The organism is Sporosarcina ureae (genome assembly GCF_002109325.1).
Taxonomy (GTDB): domain Bacteria; phylum Bacillota; class Bacilli; order Bacillales_A; family Planococcaceae; genus Sporosarcina; species Sporosarcina ureae_C.
The window spans coordinates 1,375,831-1,389,677 of sequence record NZ_CP015348.1; the positions used below are offsets into that span (position 1 = coordinate 1,375,831).

Genomic DNA, 13,847 nt, shown 5'->3' on the forward strand with positions numbered 1-13,847 from the left:
GTATGTTTTGATTAGAATACCCAAAAAAGAAGATATTATGATAAAACATAAAAAACCTTCCGCATACAGGAAGGTTTAAATGATTCTTCGATTAGATTTCAAAAGCGACAAAGCTACCCTCGTCGTCAAAATCGGTTACATGTATTACACGATCAGAAAATGATTCTGCAATGGTAGTATCTTTCCCTAGCACTAGAGTAAGTACATTGAATTCCTTTTGCTTTTTCTTCTCATTAAATTGATTTAGGAACGATTCACTAATTTCATCTTCTCCATCACTGACAAAAATAACATCGGCGTTTTTGAATGTACTTTCTTCTATTACTTCTAATGCTCCTTGTAGCGATAACGAAAAGTCTGTCCCACCGCCCAAGTAAGTTCGTGCTAACCTTGCAAGTTCATTAGATGTAATTTTGCCTTTCACATAAATATCCTTCTGGATCACTGTGGAAAATAATAAAACGCATAAGTCACGACGTTGTTTTTTGGCTATCGATAGAAGTGCCAGAATAAATCCTTTTGACTGATTATCGAGCAATTTCATACTTCCCGACTGATCGAGACAAAAAACGATTGGTCCCTTTCCAAGGTTTTCTCTTTTCTTCTGTTCAAACTGCATAGTTTCGCCTTCAGCAAAACGACGAAGAAAGTCTTTTTTTGTTTTTTTATTTGAATAAAGTCCTAACTCCATAGGCAAGAGCCGTTCCAGTTCACTTCCCATAGTCACTCCACGTCTTTCCATCGCTTCTATATAATTCGTTTTCTGTTTCTCTCGCGCTACTTCTTGAAAACGCCCTGCCCATTCCGCAATTTCTTGCATCTTGGGATCCATCGCGACTTGATCAGCTATCGCTAATTGTTCACGCAACGGCACTTTCTTTAATTCTGCATCTCCTTTACCTGCGGTGCTGCCACCCATGAGGGAAATCAAACTGTCCTTTACTTTGATCGTTTCATCAACCGCTTCGTCTATCGCTTGTAAAAACCGCTCGCCATTCGTTTCTAGTGTTAATTCGAGCTTATCATTTAATTTATCCGTAGCATCGGCAAGTTCTTGGATAGGGCCGTCTTCTATTTCACCCTGTTCCTCATCTGCTTGCTCAAACGGCACATCATCTTGTAGAGATTCTACGGCTTCCATTTGTTTCAGCAAGTCTTCATCGAGAGCTTTTGCCTCAGCAAGCCAAAAGTTGATCTTCTCACCAAATTTCACTGTACAGACCGTGGCTACCAAATCATCCAGTTTTGTGAAGCTTCTATATTCTTCAAAATGCTCGTCACTCATTATTTTTTCTAAAATCGTCCGATTCGGTTTCAGCGCAGGGTTTATTCCCTCTTTTAAGATCCTAGGTTTCATTTTATATAGCGCCGCCCAAATATCCCCGAGCAATGATTCCGTAGTGGGTAATTGACCTTCTTCTCTAACCTTTTGCAAACCTTCTGACATCTCGAACAGCTCTTTAAAGCGCCTCTTATCGTATGCATCAGTATTCAATACGGAGCGCTGATCTCTAACTATTTTGCTGCGTTTCATAGAAATCACTCCTTTTACATTCTAAAAAAGACTCCAGTCTGGTCGCCATTTCCATCTTTTTTTTCATTCGTTTCACCATAGTAAGCAGTATCTAAACGACTGCTTTCCACTTCATTTTTTAATGAAACGAGCTGATTTTGTAAGTGATCAATTTCTGTCACTCGGCTTTCATTTTCCTCTTTCAACTTATTTACTTCTGTTGATAAAGCTGAAATTTTCTGGACTGCCTCCATACCTGCTTCCGTCGACTGATCACGTACTGCGGAATCATAGATTTCATTCGCTTCATTTTCAATCGCCGAAAGTCTTTGTGCTAATCCATCTTGTGAATGTCGGCGAACGATGGTGCACACTGCTTCTTTCTGATCAAGTGTTTCCCACAATGCATTCTCAAGTATGGCAATATCCTCTATTTGTACTGACTCCCTTTGATTGATTAGCGCCCTAGCTTGCAAGATACTTAAAGATTGTTTGAATCGACGGTCGGACGGCTGAATTCCTTCATCCTGTAGTTCTCTACGAATAGTAGACAACGTTTCATATACTTCATCAGGAATTTTCACTTTATCCGCCATGTTTTGAAGTTGTATTAATTCATCCAAATGCATTTTGGGAGTTTCAACTTCTTCTCCCTCGTCTTTCATCATCGATACAAAATTCGATTCGTCGGCAATGAAGTCTATTTCAAAACGCAATAAAAATCGGTCAAATAAGGCTTCAAGTCCTTCCCCCTCTTCGGGATATTCGTTGGATGCGCCAATAACTGATATTAACGGTACTTCAATGGGATGACCGTCATTATAGAATAATCGTTCATTAATTAATGTCAATAAACTGTTAAGTATTGCAGAGTTTGCTTTGAAAATTTCGTCCAAAAATACAAGATGCGCTTCCGGCATTTTAGAAGTAGTATTTCGCTTGTACACTCCTTCTTCTAAATCTTTTAATGAAAGAGGACCAAACACTTCTTCCGGTGTACTAAATCTTGTCAGTAGCCATTGAAAGTAAGAAGTGCCTTCAACGATTTTTGTTAATTCTACCGCCAGTGCAGATTTCGCAGTTCCTGCCGGTCCAATCATTAACATATGTTGTCTAGACAGAATAGCTACTAAAATCCCCTCTACTTCATTTTCTCTTTCGAAAAACTTTTTATTCAACGCGCTTTTGATTTCATGTAACTTCTGTAAATTAATATCCATATAGGCAACTCCTCAATTTATAGTAATGATCTACTGTTGGCTTTATACAGTGTGACTGAAATAGCATGTTTTTAACCTTTAAAGGATTAATTCTTTCATGTTGTATCGGAGTTAGTATGATTACACTTTTGTCTAACCTTAGACTTAAGGTTTAAGTTCAATACGTACTACGTTCATCCAAGACACTCTACTCTATTACTACCCCCTTTGCGCTATATAAACTCTTCTATACTATATATTTTTGTAATACTTTATTGATAGTAAGTCATAAGTTTTCACTAATAGGTTGTACAATGATTATACAATTATGTATTTTGCAATTTTTTTAATGAAAATTGATATGCTATGATGAATGTATAATTTAGGGAGGTGAGTGTTAGATGTCGATCGAAAAGAAGAATACAAAGGTCGTCCTAGTGGATTATGAAGAAAAAATGTCACTTACGCACGCTGCAGAATTCCTTGAAACACTCGCAAAGAAATTGAGAGAAGATGGCACATTTACATTGACTCACGATGGAGTACATCATGGAGTTACACCCGCTTCTGAGGTAGAGCTCGAAATAAAGTTAGAAAAAGAACAGAATAAGTATTCATTCGAAGTAGAACTTGAGTGGCGTGATGGGAATAAAAGTAATGATTCCAATATTTCCATTAGTTAAAAGGATGAGACGGAAAAAGGCTATCCATCATATATAAACGATGGATAGCCTTTTGTATTTTACTTGCTATTTAATGTGTAGTTAACAAATAATTATTTACTTTTATGTCAGCTACCTATCGTAATCGCATTGCCTTTATTTTGTAGAGTAGACAAAATACTTAATGCGGCAAGATAGCTTGTTTTGGGGTTATTTGGCATTGGTTCATTTTCAATCGTCAAATTCATTTTGCCGAAATCACCCTTCGCTTCAATACTATGTGTATTACGTCGAATTTTCGGGTCCGCAATGACACGGACTGTCGTATGTTGCGCACCAAGTCCGGCAATTGAAAGTAACAACGCCACATTAACATTTTTGGGAAACTTATCAATGGCATCCAGTGCGACACCATCAAAAATACATTCTTCTACACTTTGAACTTCAAGCCCCAATGATTCGTAGGTTTTTCTAGTTGTAATATGGACTTCTTTCAAGCCACCCATTGAATTTGCTGACTGAAGAAGATCCAGACCGCCTATCGCACCTGAAGGCAAATAGATGTGTTGCTCATATGATTTTGCAACTTCTTTCATTTCATTTAAAAAATCTATATTTTTAAACGCGCCAATACTGCTGAGAATCAAATCTTTCTTGTTCTTCAATACTTCTTCCATGTGCTCTATCGCTACACCGATCGTTGCTGCTTCCACAATCACGTCGACCGGAGATTCAATGAACTGTTGGAAATCCGTATAGAATTTCGCTCCATACTGTGACTCTAGCCTTGGCCCCACTTCCTGGTTTCGTCCAAATAAGGAGACGACCTCCCCATCCACTTTTTTGTTTTCATTTATACTTTCCAATAAATACTGCGTGATATTTCCAGTTCCTATTACACCAATTTTCATTTCATAACACCTCTTCCTCTAGTATATACACTTCCACAAGAAATAGATGAGTTTCTATTTAGATACCCTGTCTATACATAATCAACACCCACATCGAATAAGATGATGTTGATGGAAGACAATAGATAGTAGGGGGAATGTACAAAATGGCTGGGTATACGGACAATTATGAACGCGATACGTATGGTATTATCGACTTTTGGGTGCGTAACAACTTTGAGCATGGGGAATTTTTCGATCGAGAAATCAGCCATCATGAGCTAGAATTAGCACGCGCCAATCAGGAAATGGTCGATCGTATGGGGAAAATTTTCAAGAAAACTGAATCTAAAACAGGTGATATTGGATTAATCATCGATGAAGCGAAGAGTTCGACGAAAGAGTTTTCTGATTTGCTAATTCATACAATGGACCGTGCACTTCATTGTGATGTAATCATTTCTACCCCGACTTCCCTTCTTGATCATATGATACGAGAAGCCGAAGAAGCAGAGCGAGTGTTCAAATTGATCGAAACGAATTCCTACATTACTCCAGCTGATGCGACGTTGCATGAAAGCAATTTCTGGCTTCGCCAAATGCTCGATCACTTAATCTTCATTAGTCACTACGTGGATGCCTCTAACTATGAATTGCATGATCAAGTGCGTGCCATGACAAGAAAGTTTGAAAATCTTTTGTTGCAGGCGCAAGCTCTGAAGACCATTATCCGTAGACCACGCAATGAAGTTTCACCTGTATTGAATACGTTCAATCAAATGGTAATCAAAGAAGCCAAAGCGCTAGAAGCCTTTAAGCTAGAATTGAGCGAACTGATCAAAGCTTGTGCTGCAGTTACGACTGCTCCACCTGATTTACTTGAACACATTGCGAGAGAAGCGCATCATCTGTGGAAAAACCTTGAAGATCAAGTGGTTAACTAAATTACACGAAAGCATGACAAGATCTATTTCCTTGTTATGTTTTTTGTGTTTATTACGTGAAATTATACAAGAGCAAAACTATTCTTCTCCGAGCTTCGTTATAGTAATAGAGAGGCGGTGGTGGGAATGGATTCCGTGGAACTGGAACAGGTCATGGATCAATACGGGGAACATTTATTGAAAATGGCCTACTTCTATTTACGTGACCATGAACTGGCGAAGGATATCGTCCAGGAGGTGTTCATTTCATTTTACGAGAAATCGAACTATCAAGAACGAGGAAAGTTACGCGCTTATTTAACGAAACTAACAGTGAACCGCTGTAAAGATCATTTGCGAAGCTGGTCTTTCCGACATTTGAAATTTAATAAAGAATGGGCAGAAACTATACATACTGAACATGATCGATTGATTCTGCAGGAAGAAAAGTCTGCGATTGCTTCTGCTATATTGACATTACCTATAAAGTATCGAGAAATTATACTGTTTTATTATTACGAAGAACTAACTATGCGAGAGGTTGCTGCGTTTCTTGATCTATCGGAAAACACCGTAAAAACGAGAATGACCAAAGCACGTATTTTGTTAAAAGATAAACTGTCAGCTGATTATTGGGAGGTGCTTTCCATTGAATAAGGTGAAAAAAAGTTTAGATGCTGCGGCGGGAGACGTTTTCAATGATAAGGAAGAATTAAAGCAACGAGTCCTTTACGGTAGACGTAAACGTAAAAGAAGAAATCCATTTCCACTAGTTGCTTCAGCTATTGTTTTAGCTGCTATAGTATTTATCACGTTCAATGTCTTACAAAACGGTTCTACTAGCACAAATGGTAGCACATATAAAATAGACGAGACATTATATGATCTCATGCTACAGAATGAAAAGAATGACCAAGGGGATTCAGATGATTTACGCTACCGTATATTCCAGGACATACTTGAAATCGACTCCATTATTGATTATGCCCTTTCTTTAGGCTATGAGGAAGACATGGAGAAAATTGATACACTTATCGCCGAACAACAAAAAACATTTTTTGATGACTTTACCGAAGAACAAGCAAAGAATATGAAAAAAACTCAAGTAGACACATTCGGATATAGCTATGATCAATATTTCAAAGTTATTTTGACATACACTCAACGTCATACACTCGTCATGGACTGGCTCGAACGTAATAAAGCAGAAGACAAAACAACCCAACGACAAATACTAGACGCTTTCCAAAAAGAGCATCAACAAGTCATCACAGCGTTCATGGAGAAGAAATCTATTCCAGATTTAACGGAAAAGTTTCGAACTCAGAAGTTAGATGGCGTGGTAGCATCTGCAGATCAAGGACAAGTATTGCTTGTGTCAGGGCTTGAACCAAAAGATTATGAGGGTCTATCTACGGATGAAATAATAGAGGCAGCTTATGAATCGGCCTGGTTCGACTCCAGCGAATCCTTTGATGGTATTCAACCTGATATGCATATTGAAATTACTTTTGATCCACTTTCATACGCAATCACTAAGCAAGAGCGTCCGACAAGATTCCATGACATAATCAAATGGAATGAATATAAAAAGTAAAAGAAACGGTAGACCCATTTTAAAGGGCTACCGCTTCTTCACGTAACGCATTACTTCACTAGATATATATATTAAAAATCAATGTGCTTAAAAACGATCTATATTTATCTGAGTAAAGTAAGTGATTTTTATTTTACCACCGTCACAGGACAATCAACATGTTTCATTACTTTATGACTGACACTACCAAGTACCATTTCCTGAATAGTATTCAATCCACGACTGCCGATTACTAGTTTATCAATTTTCTTTTCATTGACATACATAATGATTTCCTGACTCGGATTGCCTTTTAGCATGATTACTTTAGCATCGACCGCGGCTTCCTTAGCCATCGCTAAAATCGGATGCAATTTTTGCTCACGTTTTAATGATAGACTTTCAGGGCTTTGCGATAATAATCGTTCATCTTTTGCTTTGTTATAATCCTGTACATAAATAATTTCTAAAGTAACTTTAGGTAAATACTCCGCCAACATTATTGCGTGTTTTGCAGCACGCATTGCATTTTCAGAACCATCAATTGCTACAGCTATCTTCATACTATTCACTCCTTCACAATAATTTTTCATACAGTTGTTGGCTCGAGGAATTTAACCCTCGCATCGTGACGTTGATCCCCCTGCTCTCTAATTTGCCCACAACTTTAAAAATCGCACCTACTGCAGATTCATCCCATAGCTGACTATTTTCAAAATCGATCGTGATCCTCTTTTCATTTACATGATCAAAAGCTTGAATAAATTTCGTTGTGGAAGCAAAGAACAGCGGTCCTTGGATTTTATAGACTCCATCGTGAGTAGTTACAGTTACACGAGAAATTTTCGCTACAAAGAATAATGCACTTAGAATAACTCCAATAACCACGCCGATTGCCAAGTTATGCGTATATAAAATAATCGCCACTGTAACAAGCATCACTACAGACTCTGAACGTGGTGCAGACCGCAAGAACTTAAATGAGCCCCAATTAAATGTTGTCGCAGCTACCATAACCATGACCCCAGCGAGAACTGGCATCGGAATTTTAACGACTACATCTCCCAGTACAATAATCAAGAACATCAAGAATACTCCTGCGGTCAGCGTGGACAAACGCCCTCTGCCTCCCGACTTCATATTGATCACCGATTGGCCAATCAATGCACAACCTGCCATACCCCCGAAGAACCCAGTGATGAAGTTGGCAATACCCTGTCCGCGCGCTTCACGGTTTTTATTACTTGGAGTATCCGTTATATCATCAAGAACTTGAGATGTAAGTAAGGACTCAAGCAATCCTACAATAGATAATGCTACTGAATACGGTAAAATAATCTTCAATGTTTCAAAGTTTAATGGAATGTCAGGGAAAAAGAATGTCGGCAATGAGCTCGGCATCGTCCCTAAATCACCGATTGACTGCAACTTCACACCACTAAATAATGCAATTGCGGTCATTACGACAATGGCGATCAGTGGAGCGGGTATAGCTGTGAAAAAACGTGGTACCGCATATACCAATATTAGTGTCACAATAGCGAATACATATGTCATCGTACCAGCACCTACTAAGTACGGTAATTGCGTAATGAAGATCATTATTCCAAGCGCATTGACGAATCCAAGCATGACAGAATTCGGAATGAAGCGCATTAGATTCGCGACTCCTAATGAGCCTAGAATTAATTGTATTATACCTGTTAAAATCGTTGCTGCCAGTACGTATTCAAGACCATGATTGGCCATTAAACTGACGAGTACTAGAGCCATTGCACCTGTTGCGGCAGATATCAGACCTGGACGACCGCCCACAAACGCAGTTATAACCGCAATAGTAAATGATGCATATAACGCTACACGCGGATCGACGCCCACGATAAACGCAAAAGCCAATGCTTCCGGAATGAGCGCTAATCCTACGACAATCCCTGCCAATATATCCGCTCGCACATTCCCGAACCATTGTTGTTGTAAAGTTTGCATATTGTTCCCCTCTCATGATGTCAGCCATTTTCCATGTTAGAATGTAAACAGCATAACATTTGCAGTCCCATAAGTGAATGGTTTTGGGAGGAAAGGAATGAAAAGATGAAGTATGGATATATTCGGCCGACCGTATCTGATCAACAAGCAACTAGTCAGTTAACCAGTCTAATAACAGATGAAGTTTATATAGAGGCACATGGCTTAGCCAAAAAAAGAACAGAACTTGAACGCTTATTTATGCAAATACAAAATGGGGATGAATTGTACGTTCAAAACATTGAAGTATTAGCCGACTCGCTTCAACAGTTTCTTGATATTTTACGATTAGCAGAACGAGATCAGCTGATGATTTATTTTGTCGAAGATGAATTAACTAATCAATCGATGATGAATGCTACACTACTTCAAAATATTGAGTTTTTCACTAGTTTACAATCTATATTCTTAAGTCATTCTTCCACTTTCACCTTGCAAGCTGCCAAGCAGGAAGGTAAATCGATCGGTCGTCCACGAAAATCTGATGTGAATTTACAACTCGCTTTTGAGATGTATGATAGTAAAGATTTTTCGTTGTACGAGATCAAAGAAGCGACTGGGATCAGTAAATCAACGCTTTATCGTTACTTGGATGATCGCACCGCAACAACGTCGGATGATAAATAACATTTACATCCGACCACTTTTGTTATCATGACTGGCTCCCACCATTATCCATGTTTACTATACCCTTTTCTCCACCTAAACTATTCCGCTAATTATAATTTTTCTGCACCTACTCTCCTTTCTAAAACTTTCCTACGATAACATTTATATAAATAATAGTCTAAATAACTATTAGTAGACTACAAGCACAATAGCGGTTATAGTTAAAAGTATCTACAATCAATTAAATTATTAGGAGGCGTGATAGATTATGTTTACGTTTAAAAGCATTCGCGGAAAACTATTGACCGGTTTTTCCATAGTAGTAGTACTAATTATATTACTCGGCTTATTTATTTTCTCTACACTTCGTGCGAATAACGAAGCAACGAGAAATATTCTGGAGAAAGAATTGCCATTATTGATTGCAGATGAGCAGCTATCGCTTGATATGGCAAATCGGATTTCTAGTTCGAGAGGATTTATTCTGACAGGGGAAGCGAGTTATAAAGATTTATTTGATACATACACAGAAGATAGTGAAAAGCATCAAGCCACTATTAAAAAAATAGGAACTTCCGATGAAACAATGGATTTAATGCGAAGAACTGTTGAATGGCGTGAGTACGTCTTAGAGAATGTATTCGCTGAACATGCACGCGGTAACAAAGAGCTAGCAGAACGTAATCTATTGGCAGTTAATGATGACGCACGCGAATTAATGACATCGTATGAAGAAGCTGCACAAAATCGAGAAATGATTATTATTGATATTGAAAAGAATTTACTTTCTAGTGGAAACAACACATTGGTTTTAGTTACTACTATCGTTTTACTAGTCATTCTTTTAAGCATGGCGGTTGCTTTATTCACCGCAAACTCAATATCTAAACCGCTTCACACGGTAATGGAGCGCATGAGATTAATTGCAATGGGAGATTTAAGTAGTCCTCCTTTAGAGACGAAGTTACAGGATGAAATTGGACAACTAATCAAATCTACAAATGAAATGAGTAGCAACACACATAATCTGTTGGACGAAATTCACATCGTGGCTCAAACAGTTTCTTCTCAAAGTGAAGAATTGACACAGTCTGCAGGTGAAATTAAAGCAGGTACGGCACAAATCGCTACAACTATGGAAGATCTGGCATACGGCACAGAATCGCAAGCTACCAATGCAAGTAGCTTATCAACCTCAATGGAAAACTTTGTTGCAAGAATAATGGATGCCAATGAAAACGGTACGTATATTCACCAGTCATCAAATGAAGTACTTTCGATGACAAATACCGGAAGCGAAGCGATGAATACATCTTCTAAGCAGATGAAAGTTATCGATCAGATTGTTCATGATGCAGTTGTAAACGTAGAAGGATTGGACAAGCATACTCAGAATATTTCCCAACTCGTAGCTGTGATCCAAAGTATTGCAGCGCAAACTAACTTATTAGCATTGAATGCAGCAATCGAAGCTGCACGTGCTGGTGAACATGGTAAAGGGTTTGCAGTAGTAGCGGATGAAGTACGAACTCTTGCAGAACAGTCCTCTGAATCTGTTACGAACATCACTGAAATCGTCAATAAAATTCAAAGCGAATCCAGTTCAGTAACAAATTCTTTACGTGAAGGTTATAAAGAAGTAGAAGAAGGCACAAATCAAATTGAACGTACGGGCGAAACATTCCACAAGATTAGTGCTTCTGTAACTGAAATGGTCACACGTATCCAGACTATTTCTAATGACTTGCAAAATATTTCTGAAACAAGTCAGGAAATGAGCGGTTCGATCGAAGAGATTGCTGCCATTACTGAGGAATCTGCTGCGGGAGTTGAACAAACAGCAGCGTCTTCCCAACAAGCAAGCAGCGCTATGGAGGAAATAGCAAGTAATTCTAATGAATTGGCTCAATTGGCTGAAGAACTTAATAATCTTGTCCGCAAGTTTACCTTATAACAAGAAAAAGCGTCTGCTATTGTGCAGATGCTTTTTCTTCATGTATTTTATTTCAGATAGTTTGCTTTCCATGAGATGCATATTAATCAATTAAACCACGAAAAGTCTGTCTATTACTTTTACTTTTACTTTACTTCTATTTGTCCCATCATTCCATTGTCTTCATGTTCTAAAATATGACAATGGAACATATAGACACCTTTATGTTTGAATTGTATAGCGATTTTCACTTTTTCTCCCGGATGAACCGAAATAGTGTCTTTCCAACCTCTTTCGTTTTCGTTAGGTTCCACACCATCTCTTGAGAGTATTTTAAATTGTGTACCGTGAATATGGAATGGATGAATTATTCCACCCATCATATCTTTCTTATTGTAGATTTCCCACACCTCAGTGACACCTTGCTCTTGTGTGAAATCAATTCTTTGGGGATCGAACTTCTTTCCGTTGATTGTTACATGATCCATCATGCCAAACAGTTCAATATTTTTTGTGACCGGCATAGCTTTTTCTTCATCTGTCACAGAAAACTCATTCAACTGTTTCACTGCTTGTGTACTTGCTACTTCTTGATCTGATACTTCAAACGGTAGAAGGATAGATCCATCTTCATTCATTAATGATAAATCCTTTAGCGAATTCAGCTGTGAAAAGTCAATAATAATTTCTGCCCGTTCTGATGGTGTCAAGGTAACTTCGTTCAATGTGACGGGTTCATTCAAAATGCCGCCATCTGTCGCGATTTGAACAAACGATTCACCCGTATTTAGCTTGAATGTGAAGTTCCTCGCATTCGATCCGTTCAGCAAGCGAAGACGCACTTGTTCTTTCCCTACTTTTAATACGGGATTTACTGTGCCGTTAACTAATAATGTATCACCTATCGTCCCATCTTCATTCATCACTGCTTTATAATTTAATTGATGGTGATCATCGAAAATCCGGTCTTGGAAAACTAAAGGTATGTCATTCTCTCCATATTGTTTAGGAATTTCTAATTTGGCCGAATTAGGATCTTCAATATAAATCAGTCCTGCTAAGCCTTTATATACTTGTTCAGATGTCTTGCCCTCTGGGTGGGGATGAAACCATAAAGTAGCCGCCTCTTGTGTGACTTCAAATTCTATTGTCTCTTCTTCACCTGGACTGAGTGTTTTATGTGGTCCGCCATCTGCTTCGCCAGACACTTCTAAACCATGCCAATGAAATGTTGTTTCTTCATCTAATTCATTTATCGTATTTATTTTTACAGTTTCACCCTTTCTAAATTGTAGAACGGGTCCTAATAAATCTCCGTTATATCCAAAAGTTTCTGTAGTCACATTATCAAATATGTTCACGCTTCCCTTTTGCGCCTTAACAGTATATTCGGTGCCTACTGTCGTTTCACTAGTTAATAAGGGTGGGATGTTTATTTCATTCTCACCAGTCGAATCTTTTAATCTCACTACATTATTATGGCTCATATGTCCGTTACCCATTGTCGAACTATCCATCATAGAATGCTGTTCATTCGATTGCGCATCACTACTGCATCCACTGATCAATAATGCACACAATGAGAATATAACAACTTGCGTTTTTCTACTCATTTAAATATCCCCTTTATCTATTGTCATCAAGGGTAGTATAGCTGATACATGTGGAAAAACTATGCACATTTCATACATATGGTCGTGAAAATGAAACTTTCTCAATACAAAAAGGATACCCGGGTATATTACTATCCTGGTATCCCTCACTTTGTAATTAAAATCTAGATCTAGATGGTTTTTTCATCGGTGCTTTATTCATTAGGTAGGATATAAAGGTATCATCCTCAAGGTTCGGATTCGACGAGTTCAGTAGCAATGCTAAGTTTTTCGCATCATCAAGTGCCCTGTGTGCGTTCTGTACTTGAATCCGATGCGCTCTCAGTAATTGTTGAAGCTTACCATTCTCAAAGCCATAGTTTTTCCATTTAATTTGTCTAACAGAACAATACCAGTCCATGTCAAGAGTTTCCGGTAATAGTCTACTGACAAAGCCCCTGTCAAATGAAGCATTATGCGCCACAATGCCATCTGCCCGATCGAGTATCGATAGAATTCTGTCCATGTCGAGCGACTTCCCTCTTACCATCTGATCAGTGATGCCCGTTAGGTTTGTAATCATTGGCGTTATAGAGTAGAACGGCTCTTGAAACTCACAATATTCATCTGCTACCCGAACAATCCGGTTATTATCGTATTCGCCAAGCATAACACCGAGTTCAATTACATCGCTTGCCTCTGCTCTCATACCTGTAGTTTCTACGTCAATGAACGCTATATGTTTCGTCATGTAAAAACTCCTTTAAATCTATTTAAATTCGTATATGGCATGCAATTAGGATCAATTTGTATCCTATTAGTATAACAGGATTTCAACACACTGTAACGAAATTAACCTACTTCGGGATTCGCACTTCATCCAACTTTTGAAGTGGTTGCCAGACAAATTGATGTGCTGTATACT

At 38.3% G+C, this 13,847-nt stretch carries 13 protein-coding genes; 6 read left to right on the forward strand and 7 right to left on the reverse strand.

Features of this window, described 5'->3' with window-relative positions:
* Window positions 1-91: 91 nt before the first annotated feature.
* Window positions 92-1,534, reverse strand: a complete 1,443-nt coding sequence (locus SporoP32a_RS06905; protein WP_085427233.1) for a VWA domain-containing protein — start codon at window positions 1,532-1,534, stop codon at window positions 92-94.
* A 14-nt stretch (window positions 1,535-1,548) separates the two neighbouring features.
* Complete coding sequence (locus SporoP32a_RS06910; protein ID WP_085427234.1) at window positions 1,549-2,733, reverse strand: AAA family ATPase; 1,185 nt, start codon at window positions 2,731-2,733, stop codon at window positions 1,549-1,551.
* A gap of 380 nt (window positions 2,734-3,113) precedes the next feature.
* On the opposite strand from SporoP32a_RS06910, the gene SporoP32a_RS06915 reads away from it, so the two are divergent.
* Window positions 3,114-3,395 carry an amphi-Trp domain-containing protein gene (locus SporoP32a_RS06915; RefSeq protein ID WP_085427235.1) on the forward strand — a complete coding sequence of 94 codons (282 nt, stop codon included), beginning with the start codon at window positions 3,114-3,116 and terminating at the stop codon, window positions 3,393-3,395.
* Window positions 3,396-3,502: 107 nt separating this feature from the next.
* Here the strand turns inward: SporoP32a_RS06915 and nadX are convergent, their stop codons facing one another.
* On the reverse strand, window positions 3,503-4,285 hold the full coding sequence (nadX, locus tag SporoP32a_RS06920) for an aspartate dehydrogenase (RefSeq protein WP_085427236.1): 783 nt from the start codon (window positions 4,283-4,285) through the stop codon (window positions 3,503-3,505).
* A 146-nt stretch (window positions 4,286-4,431) separates the two neighbouring features.
* Here nadX and SporoP32a_RS06925 point away from each other — a divergent pair, with 146 nt between their 5' ends.
* From SporoP32a_RS06925 to SporoP32a_RS06935, 3 genes are all read left to right on the forward strand, one after another.
* Window positions 4,432-5,208, forward strand: coding sequence for a DUF2935 domain-containing protein (locus tag SporoP32a_RS06925; RefSeq protein ID WP_085427237.1), 777 nt, complete (start codon window positions 4,432-4,434; stop codon window positions 5,206-5,208).
* Window positions 5,209-5,334: 126 nt separating this feature from the next.
* Entirely contained in the window at window positions 5,335-5,844 is a 510-nt protein-coding gene (locus SporoP32a_RS06930; protein WP_085427238.1) for a sigma-70 family RNA polymerase sigma factor, read from the forward strand.
* Window positions 5,837-6,784: a hypothetical protein gene (locus SporoP32a_RS06935; RefSeq protein ID WP_085427239.1), complete on the forward strand. Its 948-nt coding sequence runs from the start codon at window positions 5,837-5,839 to the stop codon at window positions 6,782-6,784. Before SporoP32a_RS06930 ends, SporoP32a_RS06935 begins: the two co-directional genes overlap by 8 nt.
* 128 nt (window positions 6,785-6,912) lie before the next feature.
* Here the strand turns inward: SporoP32a_RS06935 and SporoP32a_RS06940 are convergent, their stop codons facing one another.
* On the reverse strand, window positions 6,913-7,326 hold the full coding sequence (locus SporoP32a_RS06940) for a universal stress protein (protein ID WP_085427240.1): 414 nt from the start codon (window positions 7,324-7,326) through the stop codon (window positions 6,913-6,915).
* A 13-nt stretch (window positions 7,327-7,339) separates the two neighbouring features.
* Window positions 7,340-8,749 carry a SulP family inorganic anion transporter gene (locus SporoP32a_RS06945; RefSeq protein WP_085427241.1) on the reverse strand — a complete coding sequence of 470 codons (1,410 nt, stop codon included), beginning with the start codon at window positions 8,747-8,749 and terminating at the stop codon, window positions 7,340-7,342.
* Between the two features lie 105 nt (window positions 8,750-8,854).
* Here SporoP32a_RS06945 and SporoP32a_RS06950 point away from each other — a divergent pair, with 105 nt between their 5' ends.
* Together SporoP32a_RS06950 and SporoP32a_RS06955 are read left to right on the forward strand one after the other, a co-directional pair.
* Window positions 8,855-9,415: a recombinase family protein gene (locus SporoP32a_RS06950; RefSeq protein WP_158232661.1), complete on the forward strand. Its 561-nt coding sequence runs from the start codon at window positions 8,855-8,857 to the stop codon at window positions 9,413-9,415.
* A 250-nt stretch (window positions 9,416-9,665) separates the two neighbouring features.
* Window positions 9,666-11,351 (forward strand): methyl-accepting chemotaxis protein, encoded by a 1,686-nt coding sequence (locus tag SporoP32a_RS06955; protein WP_085427243.1) that lies wholly within the window; start codon window positions 9,666-9,668, stop codon window positions 11,349-11,351.
* 125 nt (window positions 11,352-11,476) lie between these two features.
* Here the strand turns inward: SporoP32a_RS06955 and SporoP32a_RS06960 are convergent, their stop codons facing one another.
* A complete protein-coding gene (locus SporoP32a_RS06960; RefSeq protein ID WP_085427244.1) occupies window positions 11,477-12,943 on the reverse strand; it encodes a multicopper oxidase family protein in 1,467 nt (488 codons plus the stop codon).
* A gap of 157 nt (window positions 12,944-13,100) precedes the next feature.
* Window positions 13,101-13,673: an exonuclease domain-containing protein gene (locus SporoP32a_RS06965; protein WP_085427245.1), complete on the reverse strand. Its 573-nt coding sequence runs from the start codon at window positions 13,671-13,673 to the stop codon at window positions 13,101-13,103.
* Between the last annotated feature and the right edge of the window lie 174 nt (window positions 13,674-13,847).